Below are 24,190 nucleotides of genomic sequence, written 5' to 3' on the forward strand. Positions count from 1 at the left end.
CCTGTTTTTTTCGACACCTTTTTTAAGATGGATCTAAACGATAACTGAGCAATTTGAAGTCAGGTGTATACGTAAACGTCCCGATGATCATTCCGTTTCCGGTCATCATATAATCGAGGATATGATGATCCCCTGGTGCCATCGGCAAACTTGAAATTTCTTCTTTCGGTTTCCAGGCTAATTTGCCTTCCTCTGATTCGGAAAGCACTTCACCTTCGAAATCAGTTGTATAGAAGGTGAACATCATCCATTCTTCTACAATCTGCTCATCTTGTTTAATGATAAAATTAAAAACACCTTTTAATTTTGGATTGAGTAGGTAAAGGCCCGTTTCTTCGCGATACTCTCTGATAACCGCATCTTTAATCGTCTCTTCAGACTCCATTTTTCCACCGGGTGCTACCCACCACCCACGACGAGGTTTTTGCAGCACTAAGATTTGATTATCTTTTTCGAGTACACAATTCGTCACTCGTTGCACATTATTCACCTCTTTCCTTGATTATACTATGTTTTCGAGCACTCCAACAATTCTATTACCTAGTTTATGTAATCTGATAGGCATTTTAACAATCAATTGATGAATGTACATAAATTCAATTTTCCTGTTTCTTTTATTTTCGGCGGGACAAGCCGCGATTCCTTTCAGATTCCATATTTACATGTTACATGGCGGGAATGGATCGGTGACACTCCGGCGGAAAAAGCATCTGGATTTTTTGCGCTCGACTGGCCGTATAAACCGACCATAGAGTATAATAGAGCTAAAAAAAACGGGGCGATTCCTCTTATACCCTTGTTTCCAGAAAATAACCTGGATAGGCTAACATATACCTCTGGAGGTAGAGCAATACGCGTTTTAAAAACACAAAAAAAGAGCACGGAACCATATGTCCCGTGCACAAAAATAAGAAATTTATTAAAAGGGGGTCAATTTCTTAATTTTATAATACCCCACCAATATTTCACAGTTGTTACAAAATGGTTAAGACGGAATTACTTTTTCCGACTAAAGAAAAATTCAACCTGTTTTTTACGAATTAACACTTAATTTTTCCATGAGTTCCTCGACATAATGCTGTGCACTTTGTGCCGCGATACTTCCATCACCAGTCGCTGTTACAATCTGGCGCAATGTTTTTTCACGGATATCTCCCGCTGCAAAAATGCCAGGAATTTTCGTTTCCATTTCTGAGTTCGTTTCAACGTAACCATTTTCATTCGTGATTCCAAGATCTTTGATCGCTTCGTTCAATGGAATCATGCCGATATAGATGAAAACACCATCTGTCTTAAATTCGCGTTCTTCACCGTTTTCAGTGCTTACAAGCGTCACACTGCCAACTTTGTTATTATCTGCGTTGATTTCTTTTACAGTATGGTTCCAGATGAAATCGATCTTTTCATTATCAAATGCACGGTTTTGTAAAATTTTTTGGGCGCGAAGCTTATCACGACGGTGGACGATGGTCACCTTTGAAGCGAAGCGAGTCAAGTAGACGCCCTCTTCAACCGCAGAGTCTCCTCCGCCTACGACGACTAGTTCTTTATTTTTGAAGAATGCGCCGTCACAGACCGCACAGTAGGAAACACCACGTCCGCTTAGTTCTTTTTCCCCAGGAATACCAAGTTTCTTGTATTCGGCACCTGTACCGATGATGATCGAGCGGGCTTTATATTCCTTACCGCCGCCAGCTTTGACCGTTTTATATTCTTCTCCATCGATGATTTGTTTCACATCACCATAAGCATATTCAGCACCGAATTTCTTTGCGTGCTCGAACATTTTATTCGATAGATCTGGCCCTAGAATATGATCGTATCCAGGGTAGTTCTCGACATCTTCTGTGTTTGCCATCTGACCGCCTGGAATTCCGCGTTCAATCATCAATGTGCTTAAATTCGCACGAGATGTATATACAGCAGCTGTAAGCCCAGCAGGACCTGCACCTGCAATGATCACATCATAAATCTTTTCCTCAGACATGCTCTCCACTCCTTTTCGAAAACCAACTTAAAGTTAGTTTGAACGAATGTTTACCTTCTTATTAGTATCGTATTAAATGCCCCGATGCTACGTCTAATAAAATGCTCAAATCGTCCTAAGTATGTGCTTCGGTGACCTGCGGCGGTACCAGGCACCAAAGCTCAGCCATACTCTCCCAAGGAATTGTGAATGGTGCCTGGCACCCAGCTATTGCTTTAGTTTGGTTTCATTGTTTGTCGGTGGTGGAGTATTTTGAGCGTTTTGATATATTTCTGGATTGTCGAAGCTGATATCCCGAATTGTTCAGCGACACTTTTTTGGGTTGTCTGTTTCTCTTGAAGATAGTCTGACATATAGGCTATTGCTGCCGCCCACCCTTTTGAATTTGCGATCGACAATGATCCATCCCTCGCCTCATTGATCAAGAGGTGCCACAGGAATGCCGAATTGGAATCAAATTCTTCTCGCATGGCTAGCACTTGTTCAAGAATTGCCAATCCCTTTTCCATATCTTCTGATGGCTGATTGAGGTGCTCGATACCGCTATCCTTTTGGATTTGTACCGATTCATAGCCGCGTTCGAACAAGATCGTCGCAGCCAGCTCCTTCATGATAACGGACTCATTCTTTTCTGCACAGAATGCTTCCAAGGTAGCCGTCGTTTCTTCATCATTCCATTTCCGAATCAACAACAAATGAGACAGCTTGTTTTTATGGATCGTACTTCTCAGCTTTTTGATCCGTTCTGACAAATCATTTGGATCCTGCAGATTATTCAAAGGGATAGTATATTGATATTCAGCTTTCTCTGAATCGAGAGTATTATCTCGCAACTTTTCCAAATAGTACGTTGCAACTGTGCTCTCCTCATCCAGATCAAGCACTTTTTCCCATGCTTTTTCAGCAGATTGGACCCGCCCCGTCTTTAAAGAAGCGACAGCCAACCAATGGAAAAACGTCACATTCCAAGCGTATCCATGCGATCTCACCGAATTCAACCACATGAAAGCAAGCTCGTCCTCTTCTAAAAGCGCGAACGTGCTCCCAAGCTTATACCGGTGTTCCGGAATGATCGGATGGATCACCTTCAGGCAGTTTATAAAGCGATCAAGTTCTTTCTGCAGATGCAGCTGCTTATAAAAAAGGGAAGCATTACATAGTGCATGAAGATTCCCAGGGTTTTTACCGAGGACATCATCAAGCACCAAAAAGGCTTCATCATATTCACCGAGATAAAAGTGCGCGAGTGCCAGATTATTATACGCCGCCCAAAATTCAGGATGTGTCAGGACCATCTCTTTCAGCAAATTCCGCGCACCAGAAAAATCACCTTTTTCAAGGCTGCGGCGTGCTTTTTCATGTTTAACAATCAGCTTCTCTTCGGACGAACGCTTTTCTAAATCTTCCCCAAATTCGGTATGTATCAGATCGAGCAATTCCTCAGAATCCTCATAGAATTCACCGTTAGGATCATTTTCCATATAGCGCACTGCTTCACTTTCGGCTTCCCGGAACATGCCTAAATGGGCGTAATTATTCGCCATGAAGTAATAGCATTCCGAAATGTCTGAGTCAATTTCGCTTACGATATATTCAAGCAAGTCGTTCGATTCGATGAAATCTCCTAGTTCAGCTAGTGTAGCTGCAAGTTGACACAAGTAAGTCGGTTCCTTCGGTTCGACATCGACCGCTTTTTTAAATAGCTGTTTCGCTTTTACAAGGTCTTTCTTTTGATACGATTTAAGACCACGCTGAAAATAATACTCCCCGCTTCTCGCAAAGGGAACGACATTACCCCTTGCTTTCACCGGAGTGTTCTGATTTACCTTCATTTAATTCAATCACCCGTTCTCTAAAACTATCCATCGAAAGTATAACACACCCGTTCCCTGACGAACATAACAAATCAAGAGTTTTCAATTCACGGAAAATTATAGGAATTACCAAAGTGTTACTTGTGAATACACACTTTCCTGTAATAAACCCCAACATATAGGTGAATAGCTTTAAATGATCGGTAACTCGAACATAAATATGGAATTTCAATTTCCGACGTAGTTTTCGGGTCCATTGTTAGTAAGAGGCAGATACATATATATAAAAGAACACACAAACTAAATTCCTCAAATTTGTGTGTTCTTTCTTAAATACTTGTTATTTTAGAAGATCAGCTAACTCTGTCAAAAGATTGCTATTTTCTTCAGTAATAGATTTTCCCTTCTGAGAAGCCAGTTTGTTTTGGTAAGCGTTAAGCTGGCCATTCGCCGTCTTATCATTACCCTTTTCAGCTGATTTTTCTGCTGCTTGCAGCGATTTGACCAGTGAGTTGGCAACTCCTTTATTTGTTACAAACTCCTCTGTCAGACGGCTTAAGCTATCAAAATCGACTGTCACTGTAAACTGGATTTTCGCTTCCGCCGTGTTTCCAGCATGGTCAGTCGCCGTGGCAGTTACGGAGTTTTCCCCGATATCAAAGCTGTAGGCTTGTCCTTCGACAACCGAACATTCTTTAAAAGCAACACCAGATACCTCGTCGGTTACACTGCAAGTGATTACAATAGCGGCATCTACGGAATAGGGTTCTTCATTACCGCTAAACTCAATCACAGGAGCGTTTGTATCAAGGGTTATTGATTGTCGGTACGTTTCACTGGTATTTCCGGCATTATCATTAAACTGGACATATACCGTTTTTCCGCCATCGCCGGCCGGTAAAGTAAATGGCTTGGAAGCCTCGTACGCTCCCCACTCTGTCCATTCTTCTGTGTCTGTAGAGAAACGAACCTGATTCACTCCGCTCTCTTCATCGGTCGCTTCGAGCTCAAGCGTTATTTGCCGATCATTCGTAAATTCATCTCCGTTATTAATCGTAAACTTGCCTTCAGGTCCTTCGGTATCATTCCCGGAATCGATGAATACCGGTTCCGTGATGCCTTCTAAAGTCGGCTGGACTTGTTTGATTGTACCGTCTTTATTAAACTCCATCTTATCGATCATCACTTCACGGTTATACCCGTTACCGCCAGGAATTGCGTGTCGGTGATAAACCATGTAGTAATCATCGGTATTGGGAACATTTAACACAGTGTGGTGTCCAGTCGCCTTGATTCCATGCGATAAGTCTTTACTTAAAATCACACCCTGCTTTGTCCAAGGTCCCATCGGTGAGTCACCTGTTGCATAAGCAACCTGGTAATTTTCGTCACGTGTATCGTTTTCTGACCACATGAGATAATACGTATCATTGCGCTTAAAAACAACAACGCCTTCTCTAAAGTTAGGTGGGGTCATTTCAACGGGGTCTTCTGCAAAGGAAACCATATCCGCATTCAACTTGGCACCAAATAAGTGCCCATTGCCCCAATAGAAGTAAGACTCTCCGTCATCATCTGTAAACACATACGGATCAATAGCCTGTCCCGGATGTTGGCCTGCCGGTATTAAAGGTTCTCCTAAAGCATCTACAAAGGGACCGGTCGGAGAGGAGGATTTTGCTACGCCGATGTTCGTGTCTGCTGAGAAGTAATAATAGTAGTTACCATCCCTTTCCGCAATCGCAGGCGCCCACGCGCGGTTATCAGCCCATGTAACATCATCAGTCGCCAGATCCAATATTACCCCTTGGTCCTCCCAGTTCAATAAATCTTTGGAAGAGAACACTTTGAATTGAGAACCGGACCATCCTTCAAATCCATCGGTTGTCGGGTACAAGTAGTAAGTGTCCCCGAACACAGCGATATGCGGGTCCGCATAAAGTCCAGGCAATGTCGATTTTGGATGGACCTTGACACGGACCGTCCATTTCTCTGTATTGCCATCTTCATCGGTCACCGTGTACGTAACAGGATTCGTAAAATCTTGCGCTTCACCGGATGCAGGGCTTACAGTAGAATCAGATAATACCGTAATCTTCGGAGTTAGATTGGTAATGTCAACACCTTCCCCGTCCTTTACATGAACGGTGATCGTGTTGGAATCTTTATCGATTTCCGATCGACTCTTTTGGCCAGGGACTTCGAAATTACCGATATCTGTGGCGTCAAGGTTAGATTCCAAGACTTCTGTTTCGTTAAGAGCACGGTTATATACTTTTACATTGTCGAAATACCCTTCAAAGTACTGGTCTCCGGAGTAAAAGGACTTCCCTAAATACGCCAGCAAGTCTGCCCCCAGGTCTGACATCGACAAGGTAACATCATTGTTTTCATCAACAAGCACGCCGTCTTTGTACATCTTCATGCTCGTAGGTTCAATCACCAAGGTGATATTCATCCACTTGCCCTGGATCGGATCGGTACTCGTTTTCACATCCTGTTCATTTGACCAACTGCCTGTCGTGATGGCGTTTCTAATTTCATTGTTCCGGGTTCTCAGGAACATATATCTCTGATTATCTTTTCCAACCGTAAAGGTGAAAAAGTTTCCGGAAACAGTTTCCGCTTTAATATCCATGGAGACGGTCACGGTATCTCTTCCTTCGAAGAACCCTATCGGGAAGGAAGCAAACGTTTCGTTTGTTCCATCTAAATACAGCGCTTGTGAATCTTTTTCTTCATCTGTCACATACGTGGCATTTCCATGCAAAGTACCAGTGTAGCTATTGCCGGAAATGTCTTGAATGGTATCGCCAGAAGCCATTTCGTCAAAATTGTACGTAAGCACAGGCTCTTCCTGTTCTTCTTCGTCAGGTGTTTCCACTTCGACTGCCCATTTTTCCATTACGGTATCATACTCTTCCTGGGTGATATTCAGCACAGAACCATGTCTTTTTTTGTTTGAGCCTAATGAATACTCGGAAGTAGACAATTTTTCAAAGTCTCCGCTTGCCAGATCAGTCGTCAGTAGTGGAAGATATCCTTTGCTGGTTGCATACTGATCGACCATCAGGTTCCATTCTTCACGATCATTGAACTTAAAGATGAGCGGTCCTTCCACATCACTTCCGGTTAAGCCCAGCGGTTCAAGGTTGCCAACCTTTGACCATTCGCCAAGGATTTCCTCGCTTTTTTCAATCGTTAACTGGCCGTCCCCCGAGTAGCGGTAATACAAGCCATCGTCTTCGATGATGGTTGTATCGATAATATGTTGATCGCCCGGGCGGTCGATATACACCTGTGGTTCGGTGAACGTATGGAAGTCTCTTGTCTTTGCATAGTAGATATCGTGCGGTTGAAAATCTTCTTCACCAGGCATCCTTGAAGCCCAGAACACGACATACTCACCGGTTTTCTCATCATAAAAAGTTTCCGGTGCCCACGCATTGCCCGCCTGTTCCGGTGCGACTTCTACCATTCTGGGTTCCGACCAGTTCACGAGATCAGTAGATTCCCAAACTATAATCGACCGGCTGCCTGCCCTTTGTGCCGCATTCCAGCCTTTTCCATTGGCAATCCGTAAATCCGTGGCGATCATGTAAAATTTATCACCTTCCTGAGAACGGAAAAGATACGGATCACGTACACCTTTTTCACCTACATCGGATGTCAGTACCGGATTACCGTCATTTAAGTCTTTCCAATTCAATCCGTCGGTACTACTGGCGAAATAGATCTGTTCACCGGTAGAATGTTCACCGGTAAAATGGGTCATTAAGTATGCGTCGTATTCCTTTTCCTCTGGTTTTGCTTTTACAGTGAGCGGAATTTCTTTTGTCGCGCTTGCTTCCCCGTATGTGATTGTTGCCGTTAAGGTTACTTCTGTATCGGTTTCCTGCCTTGTAACAACACCTGAAGGAATGTCATCATAGTTTTCATTTACCTGTTCGTTGACATTGACCACATCCGTTTTATCTGTTTCCCAAGTGATTGCGGCTCCTTCCATACTGCTTGATGGTAAGGTGATATTGCCGCGAATGTCGTCTGCGTTCGGAATGACAAGATCAGCTTTTGCTTCCTCAACTAATTCTTCGTCTGTTGATTCCTCCGCTTGCACAGCTTGTATTGGAAGTAGTGAAAATAACAGGGTGATCGTTAAAAATATGGAGAGATACTTTTTACCCTTCAACCTTTTTACCTCCTTAATGAACTCCTGACGCTCTTCGTCCAAACAATCCCCAGCAATGCTCCGGTCAGAAGAAAAATTATGGCTGTCTCCGTGTTAGTCTCTTTTTAGGCCGTAATTACGGGAAACTCGCCAATCATTTCTTCGGTCCACACCAGAACGCCTAGCAACGTGTTTAATAAAATCCGGCTAAAGCAGGAGGGGTAACCCTCCTGCTCACCAGTAAACCTATTGATTGAAACCGTTCTCGATCAAAAGCTCCGCCCGCTTACTTAACTCTTGTTTGGCCTCTTCTGTAACATGGGCATCTTTTGCTTTGTCGAGGTGTTTCAAGAAGATTTCAAGATGTTTCACTGCTTGGCTATCATGGCCTTTATCCTGGTGTTGGATGACTTCCTCCAAGCTGTTTTCCAGTTTGTTCACCAACGGACCGTTGACGTTGCCATTTTCCACATACTGTGCAAGCCGGTCTTCCAGATGCTCGATGCTAGTTGTCGTGGCGGCAGCTACCGCTTCACTTGCATCCGACACATTACCGGCATCATCAACAGCTGTAACGATGTATTCATAGGTGGTCGCATCGGTTAATCCGGTGTCCTTGAAAGTAGTCGAGGTGGTTGATCCGACTTCTTCCCCGTCACGGAAAATCCTATAACCGGTTACTTCAACATTATCTTCCGAAGCTTCCCAGCTCAGCTCCACTTCACTTGCTGAAACAGTCTTTGCTTCGACGTTTGCCGGAGCAGCCGGTGCTGTTTCATCTGCCTCCTCTATCTCTGCCAGCTTGAATGTTGCTCTTCTTTCCTCATCCTCTGAGTCGACCATACGAACCCCAAGTGTCTGGTCATCTTTCTGATACAAGTACCGGCCATCCTTGTATGCCTGGAACGATGTCCAGCCTTCATCTGCCAAGCCTGGCGTTACTTTAAATGTAGCCAGTTCTTTAAATTTTTGTGACCCGTCATGTTTGGCTAATTTAATGTCACTGCCATCCCTGATCAAATAGAATCCTGGGTTGTTCTCCGATTGGAAGGATACGTACTCTTCCTTATCGTTTGCCAGCCCGGCTACTTTGTGCCATTGAAAATCATACGTAGCATTTTCCATCTGATCTAAATGGATGTCCCTATCTGTATGACGTACATACTCGTCTTGATTATCGAATCCTTGCAGTACATAAGGAGAATAATGGACTCCTGAAGCTGTCGGAACAACTTTCTGGATCGAGCCGTTCGGATTGTAGATCAGTTCTTCAATAGCAACCGAACGTCTGTATTCTCCGCCAGTCGGCAATGCGGCATTATGATAAATAAGATACGATTTCCCTTCAAATTCGATGACGGCTGGATGGCTTGTCGGGCTGTTATAGACGGTCTCCATCAGCTTACCGCCATAAACCCATGGTCCTTCCGGTTTGTGGCTGGTTGCATATGCAAGCTCTTCCGGATAGTTCATCGCGAAAGTCAGGTAGTATGTCCCATCCTTTTCATGGATGTGTGGACCTTCGGTAAATGTTCCTGGCAACCCTTCAATGTCCACCTCATGAATTTCTCCATCAAATTCTATCATGTTGTCTTTTAACTTCGCATAGTAAAGTTTGGTGTTACCCCAGTACAGATAGGCTTGCCCTTCGTCATCGATAAAGACGGTTGGGTCAATGTCATCCCATGAGTTGTTGCCCATGAAATCAGGATTTTCGGTATCGGTGCTTTTCACAAGCGGGCCGCCGATGGCATCTTTCCAGCCAGTGACGGGATCATCCGATTCTGCTACACCGATCGCCATTCCTGGTGCATTACTGTCACTGTCATCTACAGTCACATACCAGTAGAATTTTCCGTCTTTTTCAATCGTTTCAGAAGCCCAGGCACTGTTACCGGTTGCCCACTCGAAAGTGGTTCTAGGCATGGAACCTTCCAACTCCCAGTTTTCCATGTCACTGGAAGAATAGATATCCCACTCCCTCATATCAAAGAAATTACCATTAATGGAAGCTTGATCATGCCCTGCATACAAATAGACTTTACCATCATGTTCGATTGCAGCCGGGTCCGCGCTGAAACGATTCTTTATGATCGGGTTGCCGACGATATCATTCGGCTTCGGTTGTGTTGGAATGTCGTCTTCTTCCGCGTGCGGTATGTTGTTTTGCAGTCTTTCAAACTCTTCCTGGGTAATGCTCAACACATCGCCGTGGCGCGGTCTGGCCGGCAGGTTGATATCCTCGGAAAGCTTCCAGTCTGCCGAGTCGATATCGTTTGTTTCGAATAAGGTGTAGCCTCTGCCTCCGCCGTATTCGTCGATTAACAGATAAAACTTATCTTCTTCTGTGTTCGATTTGAAGATTTCAGCACCTTCGCCATGGTCGAGCACATCCATGCCGATCCCTTCTTTTACCAATTCAAAATCGCCAAAGAAAGAGTCGCCTGCTTCCTGGAAAACGTGCTCTCTGATTTCTTCGCCGGCCCATTCTTTCTCAGAATAATACGTCCCTTTGGTAATCCGATAGATTTTATCGTTGTGTTCGATCGCTACCGTATCCAAGATGTCATGGCCTAAGTCCAACAACGTTTTAGGCTCTGTGAACGTGTGGAAATCTCTTGTTTTGGCATACATGATCCGGTTATGACTTTCGCCATCACCGTATCGGTCTGCTACGCTGTCATAGACAAAAGAGGACCAGTAGACGATATATTCTCCGGTAGAGTCATCATAAAAAACCTCTGGCGCCCAGGTGTTCCCTGTTTCCGGTGTCGTGATTTCTACCATTCTTTGCTTCGACCAATTTACAAGGTCCGTAGATTCCCAGATCATTAAAGAATTGCTTCCCTCTCTAACGGTTCTGGCCCAGTTGCCGCCAGTTCCATACACTTTCAGATCTGTCGCAAGTAAATAAAACTTGTCCCCTTCAGGAGAACGGATGATCGACGGATCCCGCAGTCCATTTTCTCCGAGATGGCTTGTGATGACCGGCTCACCATTGTTGATTTCATTCCACTGGGTTACATCATTGCCATCACTTAATGCGAAGCGGATTTGCTCGCCATCCTCATAAGCTTCGCCGGTGAAGTAAGTCATCATATAGGCCTTGTTATCTTCCACTTTTTCCGGCAGTTCTTTCACGATCGTAGTGAATTCTTTTACAGCTGTTTCGTTGTTCAAAGTCAGTGTCGCCGTCAGATGAACGGTTACATCCCCTTCGCCATAGGTCGGGCGGGAAACTTCACCAGTTGTCGTGATAACGGATGTGTCGGATGATTCCCATCTGATCGATGAACCCTTTTCCCCTTCTGTAGGTAAATTCAGGTTTCCGCGGACATCGTCCTGGTTATAGACGAATAAGGTATCGGTATCCGCTTCGATTGTATCAGCATCTTTCATTTTTCTTACCACGTTTAAGGTAAATTCTTTCGTAACAGAGTCTGTTCCGTCAGAAATCGTTGCGGTAAGGATAACGGGTTTGTCCCCTTCTTCATAAGCAGGCCTGTTCACCTTTCCGTCATTTGAAATGACATCTGGGTTACTGGATTTCCAAGTGATGGTTGTGTCGTAAGCTCCGGAATCAGGAAAATCCAGGTCTGATGTAATTTGCTCAGCATCGTCGTTATATCTGAGGAAGTTAAGAAGCTTAAGTTCCTCAGCAGCTTTATCTACATAGTAGCCGCTTAAGCCGCCGATGTCCTCCACTTTTGCCACTGCTTCTTCATATAAAGTACCAACTTCTTCTGCTGTTAAAGCATCTTTGTAAACTTCAAAATCGGCTACCATTCCTTCAAAATATGGATCAGCCGCATAGAATGACTTTCCTATGTAACCACTGAGTCCATCCGTATTCTTAATATCAGCCAACGATATACCGTTGGTTGAGCCAGTTGCTACCAACTCTCCATCAACATACGTTTCCAATGTTTCTTCCGGTCCGTTGATGACATTCGTGACAAGTTTCCACTCGCCCGAAGCTAATCTTGGGGAAGCTGCATACGTTTCATTACGCCATCCGTTCGTCGCTATGCCGACCCGATCAGCCGAACCACCTATATAAGCCGGAGTATAGTACACATAGTGAGTTTCACCCTGGCCAAAGCCATAGACCCACTGTGCTCCTCCGGTTCCGGCCCAGTTAACGAGGGAAGATACGGTTATACTTTCCACCCCGTTCAAAACCCCGTTAGGAATTTCAATAAAGGAATCCGTCTGGCCGCCTTTAAAATTGACAACACTGGTGTTGGTGTCATCGTTCGTGATCCACTCAGCGTTTTCCGGGTTGACGAATGTTCCATCAAAGTTGCCAGTACTGTCTTTAACGGTAGTGCCATTGACATTGCTCATGTCATAGTCCAAAATTTCCTTATCCTCTACTGCCGCAGAAGCATCGGTAGCTCCAAAGGTGAAAAATGATGAGGTTACCAAAGCTGCAGTAAGGGCAAAAGCTATTCCTCTCTTTTTAAACATGTCATTTCTCCTTCCTGTTTTAAATACTTTTTAATAAACTAACTAAGAGAAATACAGGTCTATGGTGATATTATTGTGTAGGGGGATACGCTCTAATTTGTTCATACTGCCAACCAGAATGCTAAAGTTTGCATGACAACAATAGGGTCAACCGCCCCTCTATAAACAGGAACGGCTTTCCCTAAGATCAATTCCAACCATTATTCTGCAAAAGGTTCACCTGCTTGCTTAAAATAGCTTTTGCACCTTCAGATAGGTGTACGGCTTTTGCTCTTTCCAAGTGTTTGAGGTAGTTTTCCAAGTGTTTTATAGCCTGAGCCTCATGTCCATTTTTCTGGTGGTGGATGACCTGTTTTAGGCTGTTAGTCAGTTTTGGTACCAACGGACCGGATATATCCCCGTTTTCCACGTATTGTTCAGTTAGTTCCTGGAGATCAGCAATGCTCGTTTTCGGGGTCACGTTAACTTTTGTCGTATCGATATATCCACCTTCGACAGTGGTTACTGTAATCACAGCACTACCCTCTTGAAGTGCAGTTACGGTCCCATTTTCGTCGACGACAGCTACTTCCTCATTATTGCTGGACCATAAGACGTTTTGATCATCCGTTTCTGCTGGTACAATTGTTGAAGTTAAATGGATCTTTTCTCCCTCTGTCAGCTCAATAGCTTCCTGGTCAAGAGTCACGCCTGTTACCGGATTTTCCGATACAGGTGCTTCCACTTCTACTGGTACGTTTTCCAGAAGTGCGTCATATTCCGCTTGGGTAACCGGTAAAACGGTCCCATGACGAGGGCGGTCCGGCAAATCATAATCTTCCGGAATCGTCCATTCCCCGGAATCAAGGTCTGTTGTTTCAAATGGCACATAACCTCTTCCGCCGAACTCATCGATAAACATGTACCATTTTTCTTCGGTGTTTGATTTAAATACCAAAGGTCCCTCTCCTTGGCTTATATCGCCTTTACCAATGCCTTCCCGGATTAGTTCAAAGTCCGGGTCAAGCACTGAATCGCCGACTTCCTGAAAAATGAATTTGCCGTTTGGCGTAGAGGAAGTATTGCCTCTTTCATCTTTCATGAATCGATAGATTTTGCCGTCATGTTCAATCATGGTTGTATCAATGATCGAATAGCCATAGTCCATATAAACTTTTGGTCCACTGAATGAGTGGAAGTCTCTTGTTGTGGTGTACATCATGCGCTGGTAACTGTTTCCGGTGCTTCGATCGTCTTCATTTTCATAAAGTTTGGAAGCCCAGAAGATGACATATTCACCGATTTTTTCATCATAGAAAATCTCCGGTGCCCATGTGTTGCCTGCTTCCGGCGGGGCAACTTCTACCATTCTTTGTTCCGACCAGTTTACGAGATCACTAGATTCCCAGACCATGATTGATCGGCTGCCGTTAGTTTGGGCTCTACCCCAGTCGCCGCTTCCATGCATTTTTAAATCGGTGGCAATCATGTAAAACTTATCGCCTTCAGGAGAACGGATGATAAATGGATCTCTCAAGCCTTCTTCACCCAGCTCTGAAGTGAACACAGGCTCTCCATTATTTAGTTGCTGCCAGTGCAGCGGGTCATTTCCTTCACTCAAACCAAAATAAATTTGCTCGCCATTGGCATAGCCTTCCCCAGAGAAGTAACTAAATAAGTATCCTTTATAATCCTCATTTTTTGGCATTTCTTTAACATGTGCCAAGAAAGCCTTGGTTATGGATTCATCATTTAGCATGATTGTCGCTTTAAGCTTAACGGTTACATCTCCCTCACCATAGGCAGGTCGGTTAACTTCCCCGGTCGGAGTGATGATTGACTCATCCTCGGAATTCCAGGAGATGGTTGTGTTATACTCTCCTTCTATCGGAAGAGTAATGTTGCCACGAACATCGTTGATATTGTAAACAGTTAGTTCTTCGGCTGCGATTTTCACAGCAACAGAGTCTTCGGGGTTATGGATTACGGTCACGGTGAATTCTTTTGCAAGAGAATTTGTGCCGTCCGAGATAGTTGCTGTCAGCACTACTTCCTGGCTTCCATCTTCGTAAGAAGGACGGGTAACGGAACCATCGTTACCGATGACTTCCTGGTTGCTGGATTCCCAAGTAATCGTCGTTCCATTGGCACCATTTTTGGGGAACGATAAGTCTGTTTTCACTTCCTCTTTGCTGGCATTTTCATTCAACAAATCGTCGTAATCCAACTGGGTTGCAGCTGAGTCCAGCAGTAATGTTTCCATGTTTGCAATTTCCTCATCCGCAGCTGTTGTTAATTCTTTTATTTCATCTGCATTCAAAGCTCCCTCATAAACTTCAAAGTCTGCAATCATTCCGTTGAAGTTTGGATCAGCACCATAAAAGGATTTACCTAGGTAACCACTGATTCCATCAGTATTATTGACGTCTTCTAATGTGAAGTTTGTAGAACCACTACCAGACAATTCTCCGTCAATATATAATTCCAGCGTTCCTCCAGAAATGACTGTGGTTACTAGTTTCCACTCGTTCTTGGGTAAAGTGGATGTTTTTGTGGAAACTTCATTTCTCCATCCATCAGTCGCAATTCCGAATCTTGCCGTACCGTCACTAGGATAGCTTGGAGTGAAATAGACGTATCTTCTGTCGTTCTGGCCGAACGTGTAGAGCCATTCCGCTCTGTTTTTTCCGCTCCAGTTTACTAAAGCGGACACGGTTAAGCTATCTTTGCCATCCAAAACACCTTCTGGAATGGAAATATTGGCGTTGTTTCCGCTAAAACTCACCACGCCTACATTGTCTGTCGATATCAATTGCGCATCTTCTGGGTTCACCAATATCCCATCAAAATTACCAGTACTGTCTTTTATGAGAGTCCCTTCTGTCCCATTCATCTCATAATCCAGGATTTTCTCGGCATTTATGGCTGCAGACGGTTCGGAAGATCCGATACCCAAAAACACTGCCAAAGTCATGACTGCTACTGCAATAAATGTGAAAAATCCCTTACTGCAATATGGCATCCAACTATTCCTCCCTATTTATAGAAATCTATCTTTACAGTGAGTTACCTGCATTTTAATTTTTTTCGGGCTCCTTCATAGTGGTGACATGTTGTGCCGTAATAGAAACTGTCGTCTCACAAAGATAGTGATCGGGGCAGCGGCTCCTGATTCAGAAGCCGACACCCCTTCGCTATCCCTGCTGCTTATTCAGGGCTCATCATCTCTATCAATAGATTCGCCCGCTTGCTTAACGCTGCTTTTGCGTCTTCCGAGATTTGGTCTGTTTGTGCTTTGTCAAGGTGTTTCACGTAATTTTCAAGTTGTATTACGGCTTGTGTGTCTTCGTCTTTTTCCTGGTGGTGGAGGGCTTGTTTCAAGATGTTGGTCAATTTTTTCACTAATGGACCGTTCACTTCACCGTTTTCTACATAGTGGTCTGTTCTTTCTTGAAGGAGTGTGAGGCTCGTCGTGGTAGTAACACTTACTGCTTCACTTGCTTTCGACACGTTGCCGGCAGAGTCTGAAGCTGTGATCGTGTATTCGTAAGTGGTAGCATCCGTTAAGCCAGTGTCTTTGTAAATGGTCGATGTAGTAGTCGCAACTTCTTCACCATCACGATATACAGTGTAACTCGTTACACCGACATTGTCGGTAGATGCTTCCCAATTTAGTTCGATTTCATAATCGGACACTGCAGCTGCATCTATATTTTCCGGAGTAGTCGGTGCTATTCCGTCGGCCGGTTCTACCAATTCAGCAATCTCTTCTGAAGAAAGGGCACGGTTATAAACCCTGAAGTCATCGAACTTCCCATCAAATAGATTGTGGGCATTGCTTCTGGACTTGCCCAACGTATTCAATGTTGTTTCCAACAGCATCCTCGGTTCCATGTTAAAAACAGAACTGCTTGCCACTTCTTCCCCATCTACATATAATCTGGCATCAAAGTCGTTCATGGTGACAGCTACATGGTGCCATTCACTTGTAGACATGCTTGGTGCCCGAAGTGAATATTTGTAGTTGGCTCCAAGCTTGGATGATTCATTTCTGAACTTTTCGGTAAACGGTGTCACAATAGCGAACTCGAGGTTGCTTGTATCACCCTTTGTGCTCAGGTACATTGTATTTCGGTTGGCAACTCTTCCCGTTTCAGAGGAGAAGTCAAAAATCCGCTGGTCAGCCTGATCGTTATCGATTTGCACCCAGGTTGACATGGTCATGTTTTCCAAATTCAAGTCTTGAATCAAGTTTCCCGGCATTTCCACATAACCAGTAGATCCGTCCAAGTCGACAGCATCGGCATCAATTGCTGCTCCGCCGACTAGCTGGGCATCATGGCCATTGCCTGATACGTCCTTGACAGTCGTTCCATCAACATCGTCACCGTCGAATGTGTAGTGTAGAACTGGCTCTTCTACAGGTTCTGGTGAATCAAGGCCGTACTTTTCTTGAAGTGCGCTATATTCCTCATTTGTGATCGGAATAACCGTACCATGGCGCGGTCCCGGCGGCAATGCATACTCTGATTCTGGCAATACGTTATTGACTAATTGTTCACCATCAGATAAATCAGTCGTCCAGCGGACATGATATGGCCACGAATCCAGGAACAAGTACCATTTGTCCTCATGGATATCTTTAAAGACTGTCTGACCTTCATTGTTTCCTCCATGACCGATTAAACCGAGATTGCCATCTTTTGTCCCTTTAACTGGTTCGAATTGGAATCCATTTTCTTCAATCCCATCCAAGTCATCAAAAATATTGGTTGCTTTTTCATAGTAAACTTTGTAGTTCACTTCTGATTTCGTGAACCTATATAGTGTTTCACCGTCTTGAATAAAGGTCGTATCGATAGTCGGGAAGGAATCATCAATCATCACTTTCGGCTCCGAGAATTCATGGAAATCCCTTGTGGTTGCATAGTACATAACATTGTACTGGCCACTCGGTCTGCCGTGCGGATAATCGCCATACGTTTCTTCGTTCGGGATAGAAGATGCCCAGAATACGACATATTCACCGGTTTTTTCATTATAAAAGGCTTCTGGTGCCCAAGTATTACCGCCATTTTCCGGTGCCACTTCCACCATTCTTTGCTCGCTCCAGTTAACAAGGTCCTCGGATTCCCAAACCATGATTGAATGACTTCCGGTGATCTGGGCTTGGTCAAAGTTGGTGCTTTCTCCCATTTTCAAGTCAGTTGCGATCATGTAAAATTTATCGCCTTCAGGAGAGCGGATCACAAATGGGTCACGCAATCCTTTTTCACCCATTGTCGACTGGATGACAGACCGGCCGTTGTTCAGTGTTTCCCAATGCAATGGGTCTTTAGCTGTGGCAAACGAAATCTCTTCTCCACCTTCATACTCCCCGGTAAAATAGGAGAAGAAGTAGGCATCGTATTCTTTTTCGCCTGGATCGGCGATAACCGTTACGTCAAAAGTCTTTTCGATTTCGGCTTCGCCGTTCGAGATGGTTGCTATTAAAGACACCTCTGTATCTTTTTCCGGCCGGTCAACTACGCCAAGTTCTTTAGGATCGTCGCCAGTTTCGGCAGTGCCTTTGATGATCACAGGATGGGAAGATTCCCAAGTAATCGTCGAGTCGTTTTCACCGATTGTCGCTAAATGTAAGTTGCCTTTCACATTATCCTGGTTATATACGACTATATCAGCGGTATCGAGTTCCGCTTTTTGTTGATCGGTATATTCACTTATCACAATGACATGGAACGTCTTCGTGGTTTCCAGACCTTCATAGGAAAGAGTTGCAGTAAGCTCGACCTCACCTGCTGGTTCTCCTACCGCTGGGCGTGTTACGATCCCGCCATTGGTAATGATGTTCGTATCGCTGGAAGACCAAGCAATAGCTACTCCATGCTTTCCGTGATCCGGAAGCGATAAATCTTTAGTAATTTCTTCCGTGCTAGCATCACCTTCAGCCAAGTAATCGGAAATATCCAGGGATTGTGCTGCATCTTCAAGGACAAGCTGATTGATTTGGTCGACCTTTTCAGCTGTTTTGTTGGATAAAGCAACTACTTGCTCAGGGCTCAAAGCTTTGTTGTAAACACGGAAGTCACCGATCATCCCCTTAAAGTAAGAATCATTCTGGAAGATCGATTTTCCGATGAACCCGGAAAAATCAGCTGAGGAATCAATAATATTCGCTAATTTTTTGCCTTGGGCAGAGCCTGTTGCAACCTCTTCCCCGTTCACATATAGAGTCAAAGTGTCATCGGATCCCGAAAAGACCGTGGTCACGACTTGCCAGTTTTCAGATTCCAATCCTTTATCTCCTCTGATCAGCGCTTCATTTCTCCAGCCTGCTTCTGAAATTCCTGCCGCGGAGGTATTGTTGCTTCCATGCCTTGGGGTTGCAAAAAAGTAGCTGTTGCCATTTTCAATGTCGCTCGAAACTTTTCCGAATCCGTAAATCCAGCGGTTGGCGCCATCATTCGTCCAATTGACGAGGGCGGAGACAGTCACATCTTCCAGCCCGTTTAATAAGTCTGCGCCATCTTCATCTTTCGGAATTTCAATATAACTGCTGTCCGAATTGGAGCCTCCGCCATCAAAGGCAACGTATCCGGATTTCCCGTTTGTCATCAGCTGACCGTTGTCCGGATTTTTAAATGTACCGTCAAATTCCCCTTCACTTGCGACATTTGGAATAATAATTTCGTCGCCGTTTTCCTTGATGACGGCATTCATATCGTAGTGTAATATCAGATCGTCTGCTTCCGCCGCCGCAACGTAATGTACAAATTCCTTAGGAATGGTACTAAGTACGAGAAGAACACTTAAAAAAATGTACAAACTGGATTTTCTTCGTTTCATTATGTTCCCCTTTCATGATTAGAGATTTTGACGTGTCAGCTTTTTCTCCTCAACTATTTTCACCACCTCCCTTCCTGAAAAGGATTGTCAATGCCCGGAAATCGGTTGGGTTTTACTTCGCCCTCTAACTGAACTCAAACGTTGGAAGACAATGAATAAAAGGAGCAAAACGCCGATCGCTATTTTTGTCCACCAGGAGCTCAGTGTTCCTTCAAATACAATAAGTGTCTGGATCACTCCTAATATCAAGACACCGATGACACTGCCGGCTACATAGCCGATTCCGCCTGTTAACAACGTGCCGCCAATCACGACAGCTGCAATGGCGTCCAACTCCAATCCATTGGCATGCAGTCCATAGCCTGATAGCATGTAAAAGGTGAACACAAGCCCTGCAAGTGAAGAACAGAACCCGCTCAACGTATAGATAAGGATTTTCGTTTTTCCAACGGGCAGTCCCATCAACAAGGCAGACTGCTCATTCCCGCCGATCGCGTAGACATATCTTCCAAATTTGGTATAGTGGGCTAAAAAGATGGCGGCTGCCACTATAGCGAGGGCAATCAGTACACTGATGGAAATATGAAAATTACCGAGGTGAATTTTGGTATTGGCCATAAATTGAAAAAATGGATGGGTGATCGAAATCGATTCAACACTGATCACATAGCTCAGCCCTCGTGCCAAAAACATCCCTGCCAATGTGACAATAAACGGCTGGAGATTGTAAAAATGGATGAGACTGCCCATGATCACCCCAAGTATGGGTCCGATCAGCAATGCAATCGGGATGACAATGATCGGTGAAACGTCAGCCTGAAGCATGCTTGCCGTCACCATACTCGTCAAGGCGATGACGGATCCTACGGACAGGTCGATTCCCCCGGACAAAATCACAAAAGTCATTCCAACTGCTACAATGATCAGAAAGGCGTTATCAATAAACAGGTTCAACACGACTTGCAGTGAAGCAAAGCCGGTATAATTGATCGAACCATACAAAAACATGAGAATAAATAAACCAAACGTGACTAAGAGCGGGTAATATTTTTTGTTGAGCTGCCAGGACATCACGAGATTTTCACCTCTTGTTCATTAATGCTGTCTCCCGTTTCCTTTTTAAGCGTTTTTTTGGTACGAGGCCACCGCACTTTCTGCCTGAATTCCGGTGATTGCAGTAAACATACGATGATGACCACGATCGCTTTTACTAAAAGGTTTGTTTCCGGCGGGATCCCGATCGAGTATATGGTCGTTGTCAGACTTTGAATGATCAAGGCGCCAATCACAGAACCCGTCAAGAAGAACCTTCCACCCATCAACGATGTGCCTCCGATAACGACGGCCAGGATGGCATCAAGTTCAAACCACAATCCGGCGTTGTTCCCATCGGCGCTTGACACGTTCGAGCTCAGGATCAAGCCGCCGACTCCGGCACAGAACCCAGAGAATAAATAGACCAATAGAATAATATTTTTCGAATTGATCCCTGCCAGCCGAGTCGCTTCCGGGTTGGCGCCGACGGATTGGATAAACAGTCCCAGCGCCGTCTTTTTTGTCATAAACAACGCAATACCAAACACTGCAGCCACTAAATAGACAGAAAAAGGAATCGTAAGCAAATAGCCACCGCCAATAAAGGAATAAGGCTCATAATAAATGGTCGTTATTTGCCCATTCGTGATCAATTGCGCAATCCCGCGCCCTGCCACCATTAAGATCAAAGTGGCGACAATTGGCTGGATCCCGATCCGTGATACCAGCAGCCCGTTCAAAAGTCCGGCAGCCAAAGACAAACCGAGTGCAGCTGCGATTGCCATAATCAACGGCGTTAGACTCGTATCGGGTGCCATTCCCTGAACAACCGTCATAGCAGCAATCGACCCGGACATGGCAATCACCGATCCAACCCCAAGGTCAATCCCTTTGGTTGCAATGACAAGCGTCATACCGATTGAAATCAGCATTAGCGGCGCCCCGCGGTTGACAATATCGACGAGACTTCCGGTCAGGTGGCCATTTTTGACTTCAATCTTAAAAAAGCCCGGGTCAAAAAATAAGTTGATTGCAAGGATGAAAAGCAGAATGATGACTGGCCAAAACAATCGTGATTTCAACATTTCAACCCACCCCTCCCGCAATTTCCCTCATAATATCCTGCTGGGTCATGTGCTCCCGGTTTTCCAGTTCCGACACCTTTTCACGCTCCCGTAAAACGGAAATCCGCTTGCATGTACGCAAAATTTCTTCCAGCTCGGAAGAAATGAATAAAATCGACATGCCCTTTTCACTTAACGACACCATCAGCTTCTGGATCTCCGCCTTTGCCCCGATATCGATTCCGCGCGTCGGCTCATCCAAAATCAGTAAATCCGGATCAGTCAGCAGCCACCTAGCCAGAAGCACCTTCTGCTGGTTGCCGCCACTCAAGTTTTTGATCAACTGCTCGGGATTAGGAGGATTGATGTTCAACAGTTTGATATATTCATCGACGATTTCTTCTTGTTGCTTTCTCGGAATATAGTTAAACCAGCCCTGTCTTCCCTGCAACGCCAGAATCATATTTTCACGTATCGACAAATCGCCGATAATTCCTTCTGATTTCCGGTTTTCTGATGAAAAAGCAATGTTGTGGGCAATCGCCTGTTTCGGGGAATTTAAATGTACCTTTTTCCCTTTGACTTTAATCGTACCGCTGTCTGCTTTATCTGCACCGAACAGAAGCCGGGCCAGCTCCGACCTTCCTGAACCAAGCAGTCCGGCAAGACCCATGATTTCCCCTTTACGAAGTTCCAGGTTAAACGGCTGAATGTTACCGGCTTTAGCAAGCTGTGCCGCTTCCATCACCGTTTCCGATACGCCTTTATTCTTTGCCTCCGGATTTTCGTTAATCGATGTACTATCGATAAACTCCTTGCCGATCATCTTCGAAATCAATTCGTACCTTGGCAGAGACTGCGTTTTGTATTCGCCAATCAATTCACCGTTCCGCAAAACGGTCAAACGATCGGTAATTTCATAGATTTGATCAAGAAAATGACTGATAAACACGATGCAAAGGCCATCGTTCTTCAGTTTCCTGATGGCAGAAAACAACTGCTGAACCTCCTTCAAATCAAGACTCGAAGTCGGTTCATCTAAAATCAGCACCTTTGCCTTCACATTCAAGGCACGGACAATTGCAACCATTTGCTGGATGGCGACGGAATAAGAGCCGAGTGCTTTCGAAACATCAATATCCAGGTTAAGCTTCGTCAACAGCTCCTCCGCTTTCCGGTTCATTTCTTTCCAATCGATCCGGCCTCTTTTCATGATTTCGCGTCCAATAAATATATTTTCAACAACGGACAGGTTCGAACACAGGTTGACTTCCTGATAAACAGTACTGATTCCCAGGTTCTGGGCTTTAAGGGGAGTCGAAACTTCGACAGGATTGCCGTCCAGCGTGACTGTCCCTCCGTCTTTCGTATAAACCCCGGTCAGCACTTTAATCAAGGTGGATTTCCCTGCTCCATTTTCCCCCATTAAGGCATGTACCTCTCCCGGGAATAAGCGCAAGCTTACATTTGCTAACGCTTTAACCCCGGGAAAGGTTTTGGTTATTCCCTTCATCTCTAGTTTCGGAAAGAGCTTCTCCAAGTTGATACCTCCCTATTTGACATCCTTGTAAAGAAAACTTGACAAAGCCAAGGCTTTAACGCAGGCTGAGCCTTAGTTGCGCTTTTATTGAAGAAAGTATTTTATACTTTCTTCAAATGTAAGAAAAACAGCCGCTCAAAATTTGATTTAAGCGGCTTAGCCATTGTTTTTTTAGTATTTACGAGTTGGAAGAAGCTCTTCGGCTTGATCCATTGTGTAAATGCCTTCTTCTACAGAAATCCGCTTATCAAGCGTTTCTCCTGCAAAGTGAGCTTCGATCAGCTCGACAAGCTGCGGGCCAAACAATGGGTTACATTCAACGGTAACGTTCATCTTGCCGGCTGCCATCGCTTCAAATGCACCTTTTACAGCGTCCACACCGATGATTTTGATGTCTTCACCCGGTTTCAAGCCGTATTCTTCAATGGCCTGGATGGCACCAATCGCCATATCGTCGTTGTGGGAGTAAAGCACATCGATGTTTTCCCCATCGGATTTTAAGAATGCTTCCATGACTTCCTTCCCTTTGGCACGGGTAAAGTCACCGGATTGGGATTTGATGATTCTGAAGTTCGGATGTTCAGCCATTACTTCTTCAAAACCTTCTTTACGGTCGATAGCCGGCGCGGATCCGACTGTTCCTTGAAGCTCCACGATATTGATATCGCCTTCGACGCCTTCCATATCTTCCACAAGCCAGTTGGCAGCTTTTCTTCCTTCTTCGACGAAGTCGGAACCAAGGAATGTCACCCACAAAGAGTCATCCTCGATATCCACCGCTCTGTCAACAAGGAATACTGGGATTCCAGCGTCCTTCGCTTCCTTAAGTACGGTTTCAAAACCAGTTTCTACTACTGGAGAGAACACGATCGCATCGACTTTTTGTGCGATAAAAGAACGGATCGCTTTGATTTGGTTTTCCTGTTTTTGCTGGGCATCGGAGAATTTCAACTCATGGCCAGCATCGGTGATTGCGCTCTTGACGGATTTGGTGTTTGCTGTTCTCCATTCACTCTCAGCACCTACCTGGGAAAAACCAATCACAAGCTTATCGCTAGAGGACCCGCCTCCTTCTCCACCACTACTCTCGTTTCCTTCTGTATTAGCGGATGAGCATGCAGCCAATACAAGGATCAATGACATGAGAAATACTAATCTGAACTTTTTTAACTGTCTTGCCATTAACCAAGTCCCCCTTATCTTCTTTGAATCTTTTGCTAACGAGCGTGTTGTTTTCATCAGCTTGGTTCAATTGTAAAGCGTTTTCAAAATCAACTGAATAGAATC

General features: G+C 44.7%; 11 protein-coding genes. All 11 read right to left on the reverse strand.

Going from position 1 to position 24,190, the window contains the following annotated elements:
• Positions 1 to 22 precede the first annotated feature (22 nt).
• The gene (locus ACJROX_RS24035) at positions 23 to 481 is read right to left on the reverse strand and encodes an 8-oxo-dGTP diphosphatase (RefSeq protein WP_408007733.1); all 459 of its coding nucleotides are present in this window, start codon (positions 479 to 481) and stop codon (positions 23 to 25) included.
• A gap of 552 nt (positions 482 to 1,033) precedes the next feature.
• The gene (gene trxB, locus ACJROX_RS24040; protein WP_408007734.1) at positions 1,034 to 1,987 is read right to left on the reverse strand and encodes a thioredoxin-disulfide reductase; all 954 of its coding nucleotides are present in this window, start codon (positions 1,985 to 1,987) and stop codon (positions 1,034 to 1,036) included.
• Between the two features lie 215 nt (positions 1,988 to 2,202).
• On the reverse strand, positions 2,203 to 3,819 hold the full coding sequence (locus ACJROX_RS24045; RefSeq protein ID WP_408007736.1) for a tetratricopeptide repeat protein: 1,617 nt from the start codon (positions 3,817 to 3,819) through the stop codon (positions 2,203 to 2,205).
• Positions 3,820 to 4,141: 322 nt separating this feature from the next.
• The gene (locus ACJROX_RS24050) at positions 4,142 to 7,990 is read right to left on the reverse strand and encodes a family 43 glycosylhydrolase (RefSeq protein ID WP_408007737.1); all 3,849 of its coding nucleotides are present in this window, start codon (positions 7,988 to 7,990) and stop codon (positions 4,142 to 4,144) included.
• Positions 7,991 to 8,215: 225 nt separating this feature from the next.
• On the reverse strand, positions 8,216 to 12,439 hold the full coding sequence (locus tag ACJROX_RS24055; RefSeq protein WP_408007738.1) for an immunoglobulin-like domain-containing protein: 4,224 nt from the start codon (positions 12,437 to 12,439) through the stop codon (positions 8,216 to 8,218).
• A 187-nt stretch (positions 12,440 to 12,626) separates the two neighbouring features.
• The gene (locus ACJROX_RS24060) at positions 12,627 to 15,440 is read right to left on the reverse strand and encodes an immunoglobulin-like domain-containing protein (RefSeq protein ID WP_408007739.1); all 2,814 of its coding nucleotides are present in this window, start codon (positions 15,438 to 15,440) and stop codon (positions 12,627 to 12,629) included.
• Positions 15,441 to 15,625: 185 nt separating this feature from the next.
• The gene (locus ACJROX_RS24065) at positions 15,626 to 19,264 is read right to left on the reverse strand and encodes a LamG-like jellyroll fold domain-containing protein (protein ID WP_408007740.1); all 3,639 of its coding nucleotides are present in this window, start codon (positions 19,262 to 19,264) and stop codon (positions 15,626 to 15,628) included.
• Positions 19,265 to 19,351: 87 nt separating this feature from the next.
• Positions 19,352 to 20,335 carry a galactofuranose ABC transporter, permease protein YjfF gene (gene yjfF / locus ACJROX_RS24070; protein ID WP_408007741.1) on the reverse strand — a complete coding sequence of 328 codons (984 nt, stop codon included), beginning with the start codon at positions 20,333 to 20,335 and terminating at the stop codon, positions 19,352 to 19,354.
• Positions 20,335 to 21,384 carry an ABC transporter permease gene (locus ACJROX_RS24075; RefSeq protein WP_408007742.1) on the reverse strand — a complete coding sequence of 350 codons (1,050 nt, stop codon included), beginning with the start codon at positions 21,382 to 21,384 and terminating at the stop codon, positions 20,335 to 20,337. The genes yjfF and ACJROX_RS24075 overlap by 1 nt, the downstream gene beginning before the upstream one ends.
• Before the next feature lies 1 nt (position 21,385).
• On the reverse strand, positions 21,386 to 22,876 hold the full coding sequence (locus ACJROX_RS24080; protein WP_408011757.1) for a sugar ABC transporter ATP-binding protein: 1,491 nt from the start codon (positions 22,874 to 22,876) through the stop codon (positions 21,386 to 21,388).
• Between the two features lie 198 nt (positions 22,877 to 23,074).
• The gene (locus ACJROX_RS24085; RefSeq protein WP_408007743.1) at positions 23,075 to 24,085 is read right to left on the reverse strand and encodes an ABC transporter substrate-binding protein; all 1,011 of its coding nucleotides are present in this window, start codon (positions 24,083 to 24,085) and stop codon (positions 23,075 to 23,077) included.
• Between the last annotated feature and the right edge of the window lie 105 nt (positions 24,086 to 24,190).

The sequence above is a fragment of the Pseudalkalibacillus sp. A8 genome, from assembly GCF_045920555.1.
GTDB lineage: Bacteria > Bacillota > Bacilli > Bacillales > Fictibacillaceae > Pseudalkalibacillus.

Bases quoted from the DNA above. Each gene is read 5' to 3' on its own strand.
- trxB (WP_408007734.1), bottom strand. From the start codon at position 1,987: ATGTCTGAGGAAAAGATTTATGATGTGATCATTGCAGGTGCAGGTCCT.
- ACJROX_RS24045 (WP_408007736.1), bottom strand. From the start codon at position 3,819: ATGAAGGTAAATCAGAACACTCCGGTGAAAGCAAGGGGTAATGTCGTT.
- ACJROX_RS24055 (WP_408007738.1), bottom strand. From the start codon at position 12,439: ATGTTTAAAAAGAGAGGAATAGCTTTTGCCCTTACTGCAGCTTTGGTA.
- ACJROX_RS24060 (WP_408007739.1), bottom strand. From the start codon at position 15,440: ATGCCATATTGCAGTAAGGGATTTTTCACATTTATTGCAGTAGCAGTC.
- ACJROX_RS24065 (WP_408007740.1), bottom strand. From the start codon at position 19,264: ATGAAACGAAGAAAATCCAGTTTGTACATTTTTTTAAGTGTTCTTCTC.
- yjfF (WP_408007741.1), bottom strand. From the start codon at position 20,335: ATGTCCTGGCAGCTCAACAAAAAATATTACCCGCTCTTAGTCACGTTT.
- ACJROX_RS24075 (WP_408007742.1), bottom strand. From the start codon at position 21,384: ATGTTGAAATCACGATTGTTTTGGCCAGTCATCATTCTGCTTTTCATC.
- ACJROX_RS24080 (WP_408011757.1), bottom strand. From the start codon at position 22,876: ATGAAGGGAATAACCAAAACCTTTCCCGGGGTTAAAGCGTTAGCAAAT.
- ACJROX_RS24085 (WP_408007743.1), bottom strand. From the start codon at position 24,085: ATGGCAAGACAGTTAAAAAAGTTCAGATTAGTATTTCTCATGTCATTG.